This window comes from Bradyrhizobium sp. HKCCYLRH2047, assembly GCF_051168175.1.
Classification (GTDB): domain Bacteria; phylum Pseudomonadota; class Alphaproteobacteria; order Rhizobiales; family Xanthobacteraceae; genus Bradyrhizobium.
Genome location: NZ_JBNPUM010000021.1, coordinates 1 through 14829 on the forward strand (window position 1 = coordinate 1; position 14829 = coordinate 14829).

Annotated in this window: 18 protein-coding genes and 1 tRNA gene; 8 read left to right on the forward strand and 11 right to left on the reverse strand. The window is 65.1% G+C overall.

Annotated features, from left to right (window positions below):
- Positions 1 to 971: 971 nt before the first annotated feature.
- The 4 genes from ACQR1D_RS30495 to ACQR1D_RS30510 form a co-directional block, all read right to left on the reverse strand.
- Positions 972 to 1238, reverse strand: coding sequence for a hypothetical protein (locus ACQR1D_RS30495; RefSeq protein ID WP_315717207.1), 267 nt, complete (start codon positions 1236 to 1238; stop codon positions 972 to 974).
- 149 nt (positions 1239 to 1387) lie between these two features.
- Positions 1388 to 1786: a TIGR02301 family protein gene (locus ACQR1D_RS30500; protein ID WP_315802179.1), complete on the reverse strand. Its 399-nt coding sequence runs from the start codon at positions 1784 to 1786 to the stop codon at positions 1388 to 1390.
- Positions 1787 to 1817: 31 nt separating this feature from the next.
- Positions 1818 to 2237 carry an NUDIX hydrolase gene (locus ACQR1D_RS30505; protein ID WP_315802180.1) on the reverse strand — a complete coding sequence of 140 codons (420 nt, stop codon included), beginning with the start codon at positions 2235 to 2237 and terminating at the stop codon, positions 1818 to 1820.
- Between the two features lie 65 nt (positions 2238 to 2302).
- Complete coding sequence (locus ACQR1D_RS30510) at positions 2303 to 2857, reverse strand: hypothetical protein (RefSeq protein ID WP_409997911.1); 555 nt, start codon at positions 2855 to 2857, stop codon at positions 2303 to 2305.
- 62 nt (positions 2858 to 2919) lie between these two features.
- On the opposite strand from ACQR1D_RS30510, the gene ACQR1D_RS30515 reads away from it, so the two are divergent.
- Positions 2920 to 3687: an SOS response-associated peptidase gene (locus tag ACQR1D_RS30515; protein WP_434840359.1), complete on the forward strand. Its 768-nt coding sequence runs from the start codon at positions 2920 to 2922 to the stop codon at positions 3685 to 3687.
- Between the two features lie 80 nt (positions 3688 to 3767).
- Here the strand turns inward: ACQR1D_RS30515 and ACQR1D_RS30520 are convergent, their stop codons facing one another.
- From ACQR1D_RS30520 to ACQR1D_RS30535, 4 genes are read right to left on the reverse strand one after another with little or no spacing between them, the layout of a single operon-like run.
- Positions 3768 to 4349: an NUDIX domain-containing protein gene (locus ACQR1D_RS30520; RefSeq protein ID WP_434840360.1), complete on the reverse strand. Its 582-nt coding sequence runs from the start codon at positions 4347 to 4349 to the stop codon at positions 3768 to 3770.
- A gap of 9 nt (positions 4350 to 4358) precedes the next feature.
- The gene (locus tag ACQR1D_RS30525; protein ID WP_316178233.1) at positions 4359 to 4814 is read right to left on the reverse strand and encodes a GNAT family acetyltransferase; all 456 of its coding nucleotides are present in this window, start codon (positions 4812 to 4814) and stop codon (positions 4359 to 4361) included.
- 15 nt (positions 4815 to 4829) lie between these two features.
- The gene (locus tag ACQR1D_RS30530) at positions 4830 to 6257 is read right to left on the reverse strand and encodes an FAD-binding oxidoreductase (protein ID WP_316217275.1); all 1428 of its coding nucleotides are present in this window, start codon (positions 6255 to 6257) and stop codon (positions 4830 to 4832) included.
- A gap of 18 nt (positions 6258 to 6275) precedes the next feature.
- Positions 6276 to 7274: an L-threonylcarbamoyladenylate synthase gene (locus tag ACQR1D_RS30535; RefSeq protein WP_434840361.1), complete on the reverse strand. Its 999-nt coding sequence runs from the start codon at positions 7272 to 7274 to the stop codon at positions 6276 to 6278.
- 229 nt (positions 7275 to 7503) lie between these two features.
- On the opposite strand from ACQR1D_RS30535, the gene ACQR1D_RS30540 reads away from it, so the two are divergent.
- Positions 7504 to 7580 (forward strand) — tRNA-Pro (locus tag ACQR1D_RS30540).
- 20 nt (positions 7581 to 7600) lie between these two features.
- On the opposite strand, the gene ACQR1D_RS30545 is transcribed toward ACQR1D_RS30540, so the two are convergent.
- Positions 7601 to 8143 carry a hypothetical protein gene (locus ACQR1D_RS30545; RefSeq protein WP_434840362.1) on the reverse strand — a complete coding sequence of 181 codons (543 nt, stop codon included), beginning with the start codon at positions 8141 to 8143 and terminating at the stop codon, positions 7601 to 7603.
- A gap of 145 nt (positions 8144 to 8288) precedes the next feature.
- Positions 8289 to 9671, reverse strand: a complete 1383-nt coding sequence (locus tag ACQR1D_RS30550) for a sigma-54 interaction domain-containing protein (RefSeq protein ID WP_316217273.1) — start codon at positions 9669 to 9671, stop codon at positions 8289 to 8291.
- A 173-nt stretch (positions 9672 to 9844) separates the two neighbouring features.
- On the opposite strand from ACQR1D_RS30550, the gene cydP reads away from it, so the two are divergent.
- From cydP to ACQR1D_RS30575, 5 genes are read left to right on the forward strand one after another with little or no spacing between them, the layout of a single operon-like run.
- Positions 9845 to 10033 carry a cytochrome oxidase putative small subunit CydP gene (gene cydP, locus ACQR1D_RS30555; protein WP_315802220.1) on the forward strand — a complete coding sequence of 63 codons (189 nt, stop codon included), beginning with the start codon at positions 9845 to 9847 and terminating at the stop codon, positions 10031 to 10033.
- Positions 10030 to 11586, forward strand: coding sequence for a cytochrome ubiquinol oxidase subunit I (locus ACQR1D_RS30560; RefSeq protein WP_316178240.1), 1557 nt, complete (start codon positions 10030 to 10032; stop codon positions 11584 to 11586). The genes cydP and ACQR1D_RS30560 overlap by 4 nt, the downstream gene beginning before the upstream one ends.
- Positions 11587 to 11597: 11 nt before the next feature.
- Positions 11598 to 12740 (forward strand): cytochrome d ubiquinol oxidase subunit II, encoded by a 1143-nt coding sequence (cydB, locus tag ACQR1D_RS30565; protein ID WP_434840364.1) that lies wholly within the window; start codon positions 11598 to 11600, stop codon positions 12738 to 12740.
- Between the two features lie 51 nt (positions 12741 to 12791).
- On the forward strand, positions 12792 to 12908 hold the full coding sequence (gene cydX / locus ACQR1D_RS30570; protein ID WP_316217271.1) for a cytochrome bd-I oxidase subunit CydX: 117 nt from the start codon (positions 12792 to 12794) through the stop codon (positions 12906 to 12908).
- 2 nt (positions 12909 to 12910) lie between these two features.
- Complete coding sequence (locus ACQR1D_RS30575) at positions 12911 to 13189, forward strand: cyd operon YbgE family protein (RefSeq protein ID WP_316238265.1); 279 nt, start codon at positions 12911 to 12913, stop codon at positions 13187 to 13189.
- A 314-nt stretch (positions 13190 to 13503) separates the two neighbouring features.
- On the opposite strand, the gene ACQR1D_RS30580 is transcribed toward ACQR1D_RS30575, so the two are convergent.
- Positions 13504 to 14283: a class I SAM-dependent methyltransferase gene (locus ACQR1D_RS30580; protein WP_434894265.1), complete on the reverse strand. Its 780-nt coding sequence runs from the start codon at positions 14281 to 14283 to the stop codon at positions 13504 to 13506.
- A gap of 196 nt (positions 14284 to 14479) precedes the next feature.
- Between ACQR1D_RS30580 and ACQR1D_RS30585 the strand changes: the two genes are divergently transcribed.
- On the forward strand, positions 14480 to 14803 hold the full coding sequence (locus ACQR1D_RS30585) for an ArsR/SmtB family transcription factor (RefSeq protein WP_316217268.1): 324 nt from the start codon (positions 14480 to 14482) through the stop codon (positions 14801 to 14803).
- Positions 14804 to 14829 lie beyond the last annotated feature (26 nt).

The window sequence follows — 14829 nt, forward strand, 5'->3', positions numbered from 1 at the left end:
GACAGGACGCCTCGCTGCGCTATCCTCTCAGCCGTGCTGCCGGCCGTCGTGCCCTACCGCGCGAGCGGTTTAGTCCTGTGGCCCAGAGCGGACAGACTCAAGTGTCTACTGGTCAGCGAGCGACGTAGGCTGTTCACAGGCCCGGATGGAGGCTGCATCTCTCGTAAAGGCTGTGAATGCGAGGGTCTCTGCGCCCGCTTTGGATTAGGACATTGTAGCAATCTCGCTTCCAAGCTTCTGTAAAGGCGCTTCCACAACAGCACGACCAAAGCCGCGCCCCGAAAATCGGGGTGAGTGACAAGCCCGTCGGGCGAATCAATTGCTCGCATTTGTTCGTAACGCCGTCGTTCTGCTCTCCGCAACTACACGAAACGCAGGTCCCGAAGCGGCAATTTTGCGCATTGTGTCAACATGATCGCGGTTGCAACCCCGTCCGCGTGAAGAATTTAGCTTTCGTTTTTACAGAAAATGTGTCACTCCTCCATCCATCCCGCCTCAACGAGAGGGGCGTACGCGCGGTCGTCACGAGACGCGAGGCGGGCAGGCGGTGGACGTGTCGGGTTGCAGCGTGGCTTTGGCTGCGCGGACGAACAATCCCGATGCGGACGTGAAGTCGCGTGGTCCTGGCCTCCCGATGCCGAGGTCAAGCCTGAGCGTGATGCGAGAGCATCGGCGCAGGCGATGGGGGCAATCAAGCCGGTCCCCAGGGAGAGCGCGGAGTAAGCGTTAAACCCATCGCGCAGGGAAGGCTGGGCTCATCCGGCTGCACCTGTGGTTCCTGCCCCGTGCATTCTTGTTCGCACGGGGGCCATGGGCGTCAGCCGACGCCCAGCCTTCCCTGCGCCCTCGATTGAACGAGGGACGAACGCCGGTCATCGCTCGGACGCATCGCGCCGCGAGGACGATGAGGCGAGTCTCGAGCTGTTTGAGATGTGAAGACGGATCTCGGCCCGTCCGAGGAGCGGGAGACCCTACTGCGTCGCGCGCGACAGCGAGAACTCGCCGTTGCGGACGCGCTCCGGCAGGCCCTCGACGAAGGTCGCGACCGCGTCCTCGCCATAGGTCGTCACGAGCTCGGCGAGCGCCGCGAACAGGCTGGCCTGCGCCAGGCAGTCGCCGTCGACGCCGTCGTGGCGCGCTTCCGCCCAGGCTTCGTTGAGGTAGCTGAGCGCGGCCTGCTTCTGCTCGTGGTCGGGCAGGACGGCGGGGAGGGCGCTGAAGGTGACGGGAAAGCTCATTGAATTCAGTCTGGCGGGGCCGCGAGGCATGTTGATTCCGAACGCGGGCGCGCCGGACCCGTGTGGTTTACCACGCAGGCGGCGGACGCCTAGGCCAGTTCTTTAGGAAAGGTTAACAAGGTTAACGCAATCGGGGATATCCCCGGCGGTCAGTTGGCGTAGCGCGCCGTGAGGTCGCGCGAGATCTTGGACCCCTCGTCGATGTAGCGGCGGATTGCCACCATCGCGGCCGGCGTGCAGGTCCGGTAGGTCTGCTGGAAGCCGTTATAGCCGCGGTTGAAGCCGGCGATCATGCGGGCGCGGCGCTCGCCCGACGGGGTCTCGGCATCGATCAGGGCCTGCATCTGGTTGCGCCATTTGGCGCCTTCATTGCTGCCGCAGATGCCGCGGAGGTAATGCAGGGTTCCGAGGATCTCGGCCAGCCGTTGCAGATCGCCATCGAACGGCGCGGCCGCATCCTGCGCGCGCGCCGGCACGACGGCGCAGGCGGCAACGAGCATGAGGATGGCCAGGAGGCGCTTGGGGATCATGGGGAACACCGACGTCATATGCCTTTGCCCCGTCGCGGACGCAAGGCGCCTACACCAGGGTCCGTGCGGCGGCGATGATCTCCGGCAGCCCGTCGGTCAGCGTCAGGCCCTCCAGCGCATCGGGGCGGCGCCACTGAAAATCGTCCAGTTCCGGGTCGAGCCGGGGCTCTCCGGCCCGCCAGCGCGCCGCAAAGGGAAGGATCACGTAGTGGCCGCCGCCGCCCTGGGCCGGCAGCACCTCGCGCCAGCCGGCCAGCCCGACGATTGTGATCGAGAGCGCCGTTTCCTCCATGACCTCGCGCGCGAGGGCCTCGTGCAGGGTCTCGCCGAACTCCACCCGGCCGCCGGGCAGCGTATAGACGCCCTTGGCCGGGGAACGCGCCCGGCGTACCAGCAGGAGCCTGCCGTCGCGGAAGATCGCGGCGCTGACGGCGAGCTGGGGACGGCGGGGCGGCGTCGGGTCGGTCATGCCAATGGCTCCAGGCGGGGTCTGCACCGTAGCGCGAAGACGACCGCGCCGGCAGCCCGTGCAACTCAGAAGCTCGCCATGATGGCGTCGACGGCGTCGACCTCATCGACTTCGGCCACGGGCTCCGAATCGAATTCGATGTCGCCATTGATGATGCCGCCGGCCTGGGCCACCAGCGGCTTGACCCAGTTGGCGGCCTGCTCGGCGAGCTTGGCCTTGGTCGCGTCCTGCTTGGCATCGCGCATCGCGCTGCCGACCGCGAGCAGGATGTCGGTCATGGTCTTCGTGAGATGATCGAACTTGTCGCGAATCGCCGGGTCGGCCTGCTCATAGGCCTCGATGACGAGATCGCGGGCCTTGAAATTGGTGTGCGTGAAATGTTCTGGATAGGTCAGCGGCGACCACGCCAGAAAATCCTCGGCGCATTCCGGAATATCGGGAATCATTTCGAGCAGCATCACGGCTTCGTTGAAATGATTCAGATAGTCGGTGGCGAGCCCGGTGCGTGGATTGATGTTGGCAGCGCGCAGCATCGCGGCCCGCGCCGGGTCAATGGCGCTGCCCGCCGGTCGTTGGGTCGTGCGATCGGTAGGCACGGAATGGGTCGCCGCTGCGGTCATCCGCTGCAGTGTTGGCAACCCAAGTTAAAAGGTGCTGAACACACGACGATTTGAGTGAGATTATGTGTGGACGCTTCGTGATCACTTCACCACCCGCGGCTCTCAGGCAGATTTTCGGCTACCAGGAACAGCCGAACTTTCCGCCGCGGCACAATATCGCTCCGACGCAGCCGATTCCCGTAGTTCTTCTGGATCAGGACATCAGGCATTTCCGGCTCATGCGCTGGGGATTCATTCCGGCCTGGGTCAAGGATCCCCGTAGTTTCACGCTGCTGATCAACGCGCGTTCGGAGTCCGTACGCGAGAAGCCCGCGTTCAAGAACGCGATTCGGCGGCGCCGCGTCCTTGTGCCCGCTGATGGGTATTACGAGTGGCAGGTGATCGACGGCCGCAAGCGGCCGTTCTTCATCCATCGCAGCGACCACGCGCCGCTCGGCTTCGCGGCCCTCGCCGAGACCTGGTGCGGGCCGAACGGCGAGGAGGTCGACACGGTGGCGATCGTCACCGCGGCTGCGAGCCGCGATCTCGCCACGCTGCATCATCGTGTTCCCGTGACGATCAGGCCGGATGATTTTTCGCTGTGGCTCGACTGCCGTTCCGACGATCCCGATGAGGCCACGAGGCTGCTGATCGCGCCTCGCGAGGGCGAGTTCACGTGGTACGAGGTGTCGACGCGCGTCAACACGGTGGCCAACGACGACGAGCAACTGCTGCTGCCGATGACCGCGGAGATGCGCGCCGCCGAGGACGCGCAGCGCAAGCCGGCGAAGAAGGTTGCATCCCGCAAGGTTTCAACTGTGGCCGATGACGGGCAGGGGAGTTTGTTCTGAGGCGGGATGTATCGACAGAGAAGGTCGTCATCGCCGCGTATGCCGTCGCCTCAAGACCGGCGACCGAGCGTTGGCCGCGCTCAGCCAAAGATCCGCAACGCGGCGTGCTGCAGCAGCATGATGGTCTTGGCATCCTGGATGCGGCCGTCGGCGATCATCGCCAGCGCGTCGTCGACCCCGAGTTCCAGCACCTCGATCTCCTCGCCCTCATGCGCGAGCCCGCCGCCGGCGCTGACGCGCATCTCCGGTTCGTAGGCGGCGACAAAGAAGTGGATCTTCTCGGTCACGACGCCGGGGCTCATGAACGCCTCGAACACGAACCTGACGTCGTGCAGGCGGAAACCGGTCTCCTCCTCGGCCTCGAGCCGGATGCGCTCCTCCGGCGAGGCGTCGTCGAGCAGGCCGGCCGCGGCCTCGATCAGGAGATCGTCATGGCCGTTGACGAAGGCGGGATAGCGGAACTGCTTGACCAGGATGACGCTGCGCTGCGCGAGATTGTAGGGCAGGATCGCCGCCGCGTTGCCGCGGTCGAACACGTCGCGGCTCTGCATCTGCCAGGTGCCGTCGTCGCGCCGCCACTCGAACCTGGTCGAGGTCAGCGTGCCGTAGTGATCGGAGAGCACGCGCGTCTCGTGGACGCGGATGCGGTCGGAGATGCTCATGCTGGGCCTCTACTTCATTCCCGGTGTCGGCGGGCGGCCGTCGAGCCATTTCGAGAACACCACGCTGTCCTGCACGGCATAGTCGAGTGCCTGGTAGAACGCCTGCACCTTGGTGTTGTCGCCGCGCACCATCAGCATCAGCTTGGGCACACCTCGGCTGCGCAGCCAATCCTCGGCGGCGGCCATGATGGCGCGGCCAAGGTCGCGGCCGCGATGATCGGGATCGACGCTGACGTAGTAGACCCAGCCCCGATGGCCGTCATGGCCGACCATCGCCGACGCCGCGATTGCGTCGCCCACGCGGCCGACCAGGATCGTGGAACTGTCACCGCGGCGGGCGAGCGCGATGTCGGCGGCCGGATCGTTCCACGGCCGCGTCAGGCCGCAGCGCTGCCACAGCGCGATGATGGCGGGCACGTCGGCATCGGTGATGTCGGAGATCGCGAGAGCGGGGAGACTGTCCATGGGAGCGTCGAAAGCCTAGAGCACCTTGCCGGGATTCATGATCCCCAGCGGATCGAACTGCGCCTTGATCGCGCGCATCAGCGCGATCGCGGTCGGGTCCTTGACGTCGGGCAGCTCGTCGCGCTTGAGCACGCCGATGCCGTGCTCGGCCGAGATCGACCCGCCCATCCGCAGCACGATCTCGAACACGACCGCGTTGACCTCGTGCCAGCGCGCGAGATAGTCGGCGGTGTCGGCGCCGATCGGCTGGCTGACATTGTAGTGGATGTTGCCGTCGCCGAGATGGCCGAACGGCACCGGACGCGCGCCGGGCATCAGCTTCACGACGGCGGCGTTGGCCTCCGCAATGAAGGCCGGGACTGCCGCGACCGGCACCGAGATGTCGTGCTTGATCGAGCCGCCCTCCGGCTTCTGCGCCGCGGAGATGTCCTCGCGCAGCTTCCAGAACGCCATGCGCTGGGCGAGGCTGTCGGCGATCGCAGCGTCGTCGACGATGCCGTCTTCGAGGCCTTGCTCCAGGATGGTCTCGAGCGTGGCCCGGGCATCGTCGCGCGACGACGACAGCTCCATCAGTACGAACCAGGGATGGGCGCCCGCGAGCGGCGCGCGGTTGCCGGCGGCGTGGCGGATCGAGAAATCGAGCGCGATCGCGGCGATCAGCTCGAAGCTGGTGAGGCTGCCCGCAGCCTCGCGTTGGGCGATCGCCAGCAGCTTCAGCGCGTCCTCCGGCGATTTGAGCCCGACGAACGCGGTCTCGATCGCGCGCGGCTTCGGGAACAGCTTCAGGCTCGCCGCGGTGATGATGCCGAGCGTGCCTTCGGCGCCGATGAACAGATTGCGCAGATCGTAGCCGGTGTTGTCTTTCTTGAGCTTGGACAGCGCATTCAGCACCCGCCCGTCGGCCAGCACGACCTCGACCCCGAGCGCCATCTCGCGCGCGACGCCATAGGCGAGCGCGGCGGTGCCGCCGGCGTTGGTCGAGAGATTGCCGCCGATGGTGCAGCTGCCCTCGGCGCCCAGCGACAGCGGAAACAGCCGGTCGACCTCGGCTGCCTTCTGCTGCGCCACCTGCAGCACGACGCCGGCCTCGGCGATCATCGTGTTGGAGGCGGTGTCGACGTCACGAATCTTGTCCATGCGCCTGAGCGACACCACCACCTCGCCATTGTGCGGCGTCTGGCCGCCGACGAGGCCGGTGTTGCCGCCCTGGGGCACCAGCGCGATGCGATGCTGGCTGGCGAGCTTGCAGATCGCGGCGACCTCGGCGGTCGAGCCGGGGCGCAGCACCAGCGGCGAGCGGCCGTGGAACAGGTTGCGCTCCTCGGTGACGTAAGGCGCGACGTCGGTCTCCGCCGTCAGCGCCTGGCGCTCGCCGACGATGGCGGCGAACTGCGCGATCAGGTCGGGTGGCAGCGGCGGCACGGCAGGCTGGCTGATGTTCATCGTTGGTCGCTTCCAATGTTATCTCGGCGCGGCGGCGCGGCGCAGCCGGTCGTTGATGGCCTCGCCCAGGCCGTCATTCGGGATCGGCATCACGGCGATGCTGCGCGCGCCCTTGGCATCGAGGCTGCGAAGATAGCCGAAAAGATGCGTCGCCGCCTCTGCCGGATCGCCGGCGGGGGAGAGGTTGAGGATCGCGGCAGCTTCGCTGGCGCCGGGCAAGGTGACGGGGCCGAAGGCGAGCAGGGCCTCGCCAGGCGCGACATCGCTGGCGTCGAGGCGCACGTGAGCGTGCGGAGCATAGTGCGAGGCCAGCATGCCGGGTGCCAGTGGTTGCTCGGACGTCTCAGTCGCTGCGGCGGGCCGCGCCAGCGCACGGCCGAGCACGGCCTCGATCGCCTCGCTTGGAACTCCGCCCGGGCGCAGCAGCGTCGGCGCATCGAAGCAGCCGACGATGGTCGATTCGACGCCGACCGCGACCGGCCCACCGTCCAGGATGAGGTCGATTCGCCCGGTGAGATCGGCCGCGACATGCGCCGCCGTGGTCGGCGACACGTGGCCGGAGATGTTGGCGGAGGGCGCCACGACGGCGCCGCCGAACGCCGCGAGCAACGCCTGCGCGATCGGATGCGCCGGCACACGGATTGCCACCGTATCGAGGCCGGCGGTGGCGAGGTCGGCCACGGCGCAGCCGTCGCTCTGCGGCAGCACGAGGGTCAGCGGTCCCGGCCAGAACGCGGTGGCCAGACGCTCGGCGGTGGCATTGAAGCGGCCGATGCGCCGTGCCGCCGCGATGTCGGCGACATGGACGATCAACGGATTGAAGGCAGGCCGGCCCTTGGCCTGGTAGAGGCGGGCGATGGCTGCGGCGTTGGCCGCGTCGGCGCCGAGGCCATAGACCGTCTCGGTCGGGAACGCGACCAGTCCGCCGCGCACGAACGTCGCCGCGGCCTGTGTGATTCCAGCCGCGTCGGCGGGCAGGATCCTGGTCTCGATCGCTGGTGTGTGTGCGGTGGGCATCGATGGTACAAGACGGTGGTGGCTTACGCGCTCGGCTATAGCGGGCGGGGACCTTCGAATGAAGCGCACAATTCGCCTGTCGCATTGCGCCCGCGCCATGGCCGCCCGACAAAGCCTCACGGCCTCAAGCAGTTAACCCCTCCGCCGACGATCGACGATTTCGATGCGATTTCCTGCCTTGTGTCCTTGCGAAGACGGAAACCCGACGCTATAAGCCGGCTTCCCAAGTCGGAGCGTGGCTCAGCCCGGTAGAGCACTGCGTTCGGGACGCAGGGGTCGCAGGTTCGAATCCTGCCGCTCCGACCATTTTTTGAGGCGCTCAGCTTTTATCTCCCGAGAAGCGCAACGAAACGTACAATGAAATCACGCGGCGCCGCCCTGCACCATTCGGCATATCGGCTGTTCGTGAGCATTTGCCGCCTTCCTCCAAACGCCTCAGCCGCCTCGCCCTGGAAATCCTGATGGTGGGGGCCGTAGGTTTGCTCTAACTGCTCGACGGTCGTGCCGAGCCAACCGGCCGCTTGCCAATGGTCGGTGCCTTGCTGCGTCAGCGACGTCGCGGCCGTGTGGCGCAGGGAGTGACGCACGACGTCATCGCCAAGCCCTGCGTCTTCCAGAATGCCCCATGCCGAGCGGATCTTGCCGGCGAGCGGCTGGCGATCGTGCATGCGGTTGATCGAAGCGGATCTCCTTGCCGGTATCGAAAAGGCCGCTGCGCGCGGCTCTGCAGATCGGCATCCGTCGATCTTACGCCAGCGCACCAGATGCGGCCGCAGCCGATTGGCGATCTTGGCCGGCGGTCCGCCCTTCTTTGTTCTGCGGCCATCGCATGGAGGTCCATCCATGGATGCGTCGTCGTCGGCACCCATTGCGTCCGGCGGATCGTCTCCTCGCGCCGGGGGCTTAGAGCCCAATCAGGATGAAGCGGGCCGCCGGCCGGCGTGCTCGCACCCATCAACGACCTGTTCTTTCGTGTGCGAGGACTTGACGTAGTTCCTTGGTAGACGACAGCGCCTATCCAGCGTCCAATTCCTTCAGCTTCCGGTAAAGCGTGCGCAGGCTGATGCCGAGGGATTTTGCAAGCGCTTCCCGATTGCCGCGATGCGTCAACAGGGCGGTCCGAAGCGCTCGCGCTTCCCGTTCCTTCAATGACAGCGAGCTCTCATCCTCGGCATGCAGCAGCCTTGCTGCCGTTCGCTGCGCATTGTCGCGACCCGTGATGCCCGGCGCTCGCAACGCCAGAGCACGCTCGATCGTTGCGGCTGAGATGACATCGTCATCGCAGAGCAGGGCCGCGCGCTCCAACACGTTGCGCAACTCGCGAACATTGCCCGGAAAAGCGTAGCCCTCGAGCCGTTCGAGTGCCGGGGGGGACAAGGTGAGCTTTCGCTCCGGTGCCACGCGGGCAAGCAGCGCTGCGGCGAGAAGCGGTAGATCGCCGGGGCGGTCGCGCAATGCCGGCAGAAGGATCGGAAAGGTCGACAATCGGTAGTAGAGATCGTTGCGAAAGCGCCCGTCTGCCACCATGCGCTCGAGGTCCCGATGCGTTGCCGAGACCAGTCGCACGTCGGCGCGACGCAGCTCCGTGCTGCCGACCCGGCGATAGGTGCCGCTTTCGAGCAGCCGGAGCAGCTTCACCTGCATTGCAAGGGGGATGTCGCCGACCTCGTCGAGAAACAGAGTGCCGCCGCTGGCGGCTTCGACCAGCCCGCTCTTTGCCGTATGCGCGCCGGTATAGGCGCCCTTTTCGTGACCGAACAATTCGCTCTCGAACAAGGTCTCCGGCATGCTGGCGCAATCGACGACGACCAGCGGGTGCGAGGCGCGCATGCTCGCTTCGTGAACGGCCGCAGCGACGAGCTCCTTGCCGACGCCGGACTCGCCAAGCAGCAAAACGCTCGCGTTCGATGGACCAACCCTCGCGACCAGTTCGAGCATCTGCCGAAACGGCGCAGAACGCCCGATCAACCCTCGCGCCGCCGGCTCTCCCTTGGCAATCCGAAGTGGCTCCATCTTCTCGACAAACCAGGCGTCGTGTCCCAACGTGTCGCGGACGGGCGTCAACTCGATGTTCACGTAGGCTTCGCCAATCGGCGTGTGATGCAGATGCAGCACGCGCTCGCGCTGACCGGTTTTCTGCAGGCGCGCACGCGGACAGCTTTCTCCGGCCTGATCGCAAGGCACGGTGAAATGGTGAGACACTTCATAACAGGTGCGGCCGACGACCGATTCGTTGGGGCTGAAGTGGGCGCGATAGGCCGCGTTTGAAGCGATGATCCGGTACTGCTCGTCGACGAGAATATGCGGCTCCGGAAGGGCTTCGAGATAGGATGCAAGTTCGGGCTTCCGGCGAGTGGCCTCTGGCAGCCGGCCCGGCACTCGCGCTTTCGACGTCATCCTGCTCCGCCGCTCCGTGTCGTTCCTTCGCTGCACTGTGCCATGGACTGCCAAATAATGCCAGAATTGGCATCATGGCACGGGACGCGATGACGGCCGTTTCGGCAACAGATTGAAATAACACAATAATTCATCACGCCGCCGGCTGGCACGGGTCTTGTTAAGCAATGGCCATGAATGACAGGCGCCTCTTCCGACATCTGGGCGTCGCGATCGTCGCCAAACTCGTGCTGCTCCTGGCGCTGTGGTGGGCGTTTGTTCGCGACGCCCGCATCGACGTCGATGCGCCGACCACTGCTGCTCATCTTGCCGGCGTCAATTCCGCGCGGCAGCCGCTGGGCTTGCCAGGAGCTCTCCCATGATTCCCGACCAACTCGTCGATCTGTCGCGGCTGCAGTTTGCCGCGACCGCCATGTATCACTTCCTGTTCGTGCCGCTCACGCTCGGCATGGTGTGGCTGCTCGTGATCATGGAAGCCGTGTACGTGATGACCGGCGCCGTGGTCTGGAAAGACATGACCCGTTTCTGGGGCAAGCTGTTCGGGATCAACTTCGCGCTCGGCGTCACCACCGGCATTACGCTCGAATTCCAGTTCGGCACCAACTGGGCCTACTATTCGCACTATGTCGGCGATATCTTCGGAGCGCCGCTGGCGATCGAGGGCCTGATGGCCTTCTTCCTCGAAAGCACCTTCATCGGCCTGTTCTTCTTCGGCTGGGATCGCCTGCCAAAGACCCAGCATCTGATGGTGACCTCGCTGATGGCGATCGGCACCAATCTCAGCGCGCTGTGGATTCTCATTGCCAATGGCTGGATGCAGAATCCCGTGGGGGCCGCGTTCAGCTGGCAGACCATGCGCATGGAGATGGTCGATTTCTGGGCCGTCGTCTTCAATCCCGACGCGCAGGCCAAGTTCGTCCATACCGTCTCGGCGGGCTACGTCACCGGCGCGATGTTCGTGCTGTCGATCTCGAGCTGGTACCTCCTGAAGGGCCGCGACATCGAATTTGCCAAGCGCAGCTTCCGGGTCGCCGCCGCGTTCGGGCTGGCCAGCGTCGCGAGCGTCATCGTGCTGGGCGATGAGTCCGGCTACACGGTCGGTGAGGCGCAGCAGACCAAGATGGCCGCGCTGGAGGCGATGTGGGAGACCGAGCCGGCGCCGGCCGGGCTGAAGCTCCTGGCTGGCATCAACGAGAAGGCGGGCCGGAACGATTGGGAGATCGAGATTCCCTGGGTGATGGGCCTGATCGGCACACGCTCCGTCAGCAAGACGATCCCCGGCATCCATGAGATCAAGGAACACAACCGGCGGCGGATCGTCGATGGCATCACGGCGGTCCAGGCGCTGGAAGCGCTGCGCAAGGACCGTCATGACCAGGCTGCACTGGCCACGCTCGAGCAGACCAAGGGCGATCTCGGCTTTGGCCTGTTGTTGAAGCGATACACCGCCGACGTGGCCGAGGCGACGCCAGCGATGATCGATCGTGCGGTCGACGATACCGTGCCGCCGGTGTCGCCGATGTTCTGGAGCTTCCGCGTGATGGTCGGGCTCGGCTTTGCGATGCTTGTCCTGTTTGCGATGGCCTTTCTCAGCACGCTGCGGCTGCAATGTGCGGCGCGGCCATGGATCATGCGTGCCGCCGTGATGCTGCTGCCTGCGCCCTGGATCGCGAGCGAGCTCGGCTGGTTCGTCGCGGAATATGGCCGCCAGCCTTGGACCATCTACGGCGTGCTGCCGACCCATCTGTCGGTGTCGACGCTGAGCGTCGCCAGTCTCTACGGCTCGCTCGCCGGCTTCGTTGGCTTCTACACGCTGCTGCTGGTGGTCGAGATGTATCTGATGGTGAAGTTCGCCCGGATCGGCCCGGGCAGCCTCGGCACCGGCCGCTATCAATTCGAACCCAAGCCCGTCTGAAGGACGCCGTCATGCTCGATTATCCCACATTGAAGGTCATCTGGTGGCTGCTCGTCGGGGTGCTGCTGATCGGCTTCGCCATCATGGATGGTCATGACATGGGCGTCGGCACTTTGCTGCCATTCGTCGGCCGCACCGACACTGAGCGCCGCGTCGTCATCAATACGGTCGGCCCGCATTGGGACGGAAACCAGGTCTGGTTCATCACCGCCGGCGGCGCGATCTTCGCCGCGTGGCCCGTGGTGTATGCAACGGCGTTCAGCGGATTCTACTGGGCGATGCTGGCCGTGCTCTGGGCCTTGTTCTTTCGCCCCGTTGGATTCGACTACCGCAGCAAGATCCACAACGTCACCTGGCGGCGGACCTGGGACTGCGGCCTGTTCATCGGCGGGGCGGTACCACCTTTGATCTTCGGCGTCGCGTTCGGCAATCTGCTCCAGGGCGTTCCGTTTCACTTCGATCGCTACCTGGTCTCGACCTATAGCGGCAGTTTCTGGCAGCTCCTCAATCCGTTCGCGCTGCTTGCGGGCGTGGTCTCAAGCGCCATGATCACGCTGCACGGTGGCGTCTACCTGGCGCATCGCACCGAAGGCGCCATCCAGGCCCGCGCCGTCCGTGGTGCGCTCGGAGCCGCGTCGATCATGGTGATCGCCTTCATCGGTGCCGGGCTCTGGCTGCGCTTCGGCGGCTTCCAGGGCTACGCCATCACGTCGGTGCTCGATCCGGCCGCGCTTCCAGATCCGCTCGCCAAGACCGTGGTCCGCAGCGCCGACGCGTGGTGGGGCAACTATGGCCGATGGCCCGTGCTGTGGGCGCTGCCGCTGCTCGGTATCGCGGGCGCGCTGCTGGCGGGCGCACTCGCCGCCGCCGATCGCACCCTCGCAGCCTTCGTGTCGTCATCACTTGCCATTGCGGGCGTCATCGGCACGGCCGGGGCCAGCATGTTTCCCTTCGTCATGCCGTCCTCCTCGGTTCCGGATGCCAGCCTCACGGTGTGGGACAGCGTCTCCAGCCACCTCACATTGGGGCTGATGTTCTGGGCCACGATGGTCTTGATGCCCTTGATCATCGTCTACACCGGCTGGGCCTATCGCGTCATGCACGGCAAGGTCACGGAAGCCCAGATCCACGCCAACGAACATTCCGCATACTGACGGCGGTCCGATCCCCACGCCGCCGGAGCGGCCAACTCGAAGAGCTTAGTCATGTGGTATTTCGCCTGGATTCTCGGCGTCGGCTTCGCCGTCTTGCTTGCCATCATGAACGCGATGTGGGGCGAGACCGAGGAGGTGCGCAAGGCCGGCAACCGGACGGGGGAATGAACATGGCGCCAGTAGCCACGTCTCAGGCGCGCATCCATCTGCCGTGCCTCGTGGCCGCGCTGGTGATCATGCTCGCGAGCACGCTCTATCCGCCGTTCCTGGCGAACGCCGCAGGGCGCGCCGACCACCTGTCGGCCGGTCTGGCATTCTGGGCCATGAGCGCAGGCTTCGTCCGCGGCGTCGGCTTCGTGCCGCACGCGATCTTGCCGCGATGGCTGTTCTCCGGATCCGTATGTCTGCTGGCTCTGCTGGCCTTGACGGGACTGAAAGTCCTCACGTGATCACGCAAAGGCTGAGTGCGAGCTTTCGCAAAAACCATCAGCTCCAGCGTCGCAGCGAAGCCGATAGCCGGGCAAATCTCAGTCTGTCACGAGACTAACTTCGACTATGGAACAGGCCATTTTGCTCTCCGAGGATCAGCTCAGCCAGCAACGTCTTGGCATTCTCGTCCTTTACGGCCAGGCATGATGGATTTCGTCATTTGGATGTCCATTGCGACTAGCCTTGCCCAGAAAAGGAAGTGCGTCTCATCCTTGACTGGAGTCAAGGATGAGACGCATGCGTGCGATCGATTCCGTGGACCAGGAGAGCGCGATCAGGAAGGCCGGTGCGCGACCATTCCGATCAGCGCAGAGCGGCCATGATGGCCGCTGCCTTCGCTGAGCTCGGTCTCGTATTCGCGCAGTTCGATGATCTCCAGCTCATGGAACGCCTCTCGGAGCATGGCTTCCGTATAGAGGTGCGAGACGGCGGAAGGGCCGCCCGTCTTGTATTCCAACTGCCTGGGCGTATAGCCCTGCAGGATCAGAGTCCCGCCCGGCTTCAGGCTTGCGATCATGCGCGCGAACAGCCGCTTCCTCAAATCCGGGGCGGCGAACTGCACGAAAATCGCCGCGATGCCGTCATACGCCGCACTTGGCCACGCGAAGCCGTCGCAATCGGCAAGCTGGTAATTCACGCTCACTCCGGCTGATGCGGCAAGCTTGCTCGCTTTCGCCAGACCCACTTCCGAGATGTCGAAGGCGTCGACCTGGAATCCCTGCCGGGCGAGCCAGACGCTGTTACGGCCTTCTCCGTCGGCGACGCAGAGAATACGACCGCGGTGCGGGAACGCGCCGGCATGGCGGCGCAGCCATTGATTGGGGTCGGTTCCGAAAACGAAATCATCGCTTTCGAACCGTCGGTTCCAGCGGCCGGCGTCGGCGTCTGGCGGTACGTTCGTGACCATCGGCAATCCCACTTTGAAGATGACAAGCGTGTTTGTTGGCAGACGCAGGGAGCTTGCGAACTCCCTCGGTATCAGCTTGCGAACCCTTGATCGCAAGCTAGGCGAACTGAAAGCCGGATTGTAGTTCTCCATCAGCTCGTCAGACATGGCGGGCGCGTGAGCAGGACACGCTCGCTCCGGCGTCTCGATACCGTCTCGCACGAACCGCGCCGGGACAGGCGCGACCGCCTGTTTGTTATCGCCTCGCCAAAGTGATAGCAACACGGGGCGGCCATCGACACGACGCAGTGGCCGCCTGGATGTAACCGACCGAATCGGGCGATTGAGGAATATGCGGACGAACATGGCAACCAAGCGTGCACGCAGCAGGTCTTCGCTCGAGCCTGACGCGTTGCTCGAGAAGGCTCACAAGGCAAGCGAATTCCTCAAGGCGTTGTCGCACGAAGCGCGGCTTGCCATTCTCTGCCTGCTGCTGGACGGAGAGAAATCCGTCAGCAGCATCGAGGACTCGCTGCAACTCCGCCAGCCGACGATATCGCAGCAACTTGCCCGGCTGCGCGCGGACGATCTCGTCAAGGTACGCCGGGACGGCAGAAACGTGTATTATTCGGTTGCGCGGCCGGAAGTGATCGAGGTCATGTCCGCCCTTTATCGCGCCTTCTGCTAGGTGGTGCTGATGGTGCTCGCCGCCTG

Coding starts and splice junctions, on each gene's coding strand:
- ACQR1D_RS30525 (WP_316178233.1), bottom strand. CDS start 4,814: ATGGACAGTCTCCCCGCTCTCGCGATCTCCGACATCACCGATGCCGAC.
- ACQR1D_RS30575 (WP_316238265.1), top strand. CDS start 12,911: ATGGCGCCAGTAGCCACGTCTCAGGCGCGCATCCATCTGCCGTGCCTC.
- cydX (WP_316217271.1), top strand. CDS start 12,792: ATGTGGTATTTCGCCTGGATTCTCGGCGTCGGCTTCGCCGTCTTGCTT.
- cydP (WP_315802220.1), top strand. CDS start 9,845: ATGAATGACAGGCGCCTCTTCCGACATCTGGGCGTCGCGATCGTCGCC.
- ACQR1D_RS30535 (WP_434840361.1), bottom strand. CDS start 7,274: ATGCCCACCGCACACACACCAGCGATCGAGACCAGGATCCTGCCCGCC.
- ACQR1D_RS30530 (WP_316217275.1), bottom strand. CDS start 6,257: ATGAACATCAGCCAGCCTGCCGTGCCGCCGCTGCCACCCGACCTGATC.
- ACQR1D_RS30585 (WP_316217268.1), top strand. CDS start 14,480: ATGGCAACCAAGCGTGCACGCAGCAGGTCTTCGCTCGAGCCTGACGCG.
- cydB (WP_434840364.1), top strand. CDS start 11,598: ATGCTCGATTATCCCACATTGAAGGTCATCTGGTGGCTGCTCGTCGGG.
- ACQR1D_RS30500 (WP_315802179.1), bottom strand. CDS start 1,786: ATGACGTCGGTGTTCCCCATGATCCCCAAGCGCCTCCTGGCCATCCTC.
- ACQR1D_RS30495 (WP_315717207.1), bottom strand. CDS start 1,238: ATGAGCTTTCCCGTCACCTTCAGCGCCCTCCCCGCCGTCCTGCCCGAC.
- ACQR1D_RS30550 (WP_316217273.1), bottom strand. CDS start 9,671: ATGACGTCGAAAGCGCGAGTGCCGGGCCGGCTGCCAGAGGCCACTCGC.
- ACQR1D_RS30580 (WP_434894265.1), bottom strand. CDS start 14,283: ATGTCTGACGAGCTGATGGAGAACTACAATCCGGCTTTCAGTTCGCCT.
- ACQR1D_RS30505 (WP_315802180.1), bottom strand. CDS start 2,237: ATGACCGACCCGACGCCGCCCCGCCGTCCCCAGCTCGCCGTCAGCGCC.
- ACQR1D_RS30545 (WP_434840362.1), bottom strand. CDS start 8,143: ATGGGTGCCGACGACGACGCATCCATGGATGGACCTCCATGCGATGGC.
- ACQR1D_RS30520 (WP_434840360.1), bottom strand. CDS start 4,349: ATGAGCATCTCCGACCGCATCCGCGTCCACGAGACGCGCGTGCTCTCC.
- ACQR1D_RS30510 (WP_409997911.1), bottom strand. CDS start 2,857: ATGACCGCAGCGGCGACCCATTCCGTGCCTACCGATCGCACGACCCAA.
- ACQR1D_RS30515 (WP_434840359.1), top strand. CDS start 2,920: ATGTGTGGACGCTTCGTGATCACTTCACCACCCGCGGCTCTCAGGCAG.
- ACQR1D_RS30560 (WP_316178240.1), top strand. CDS start 10,030: ATGATTCCCGACCAACTCGTCGATCTGTCGCGGCTGCAGTTTGCCGCG.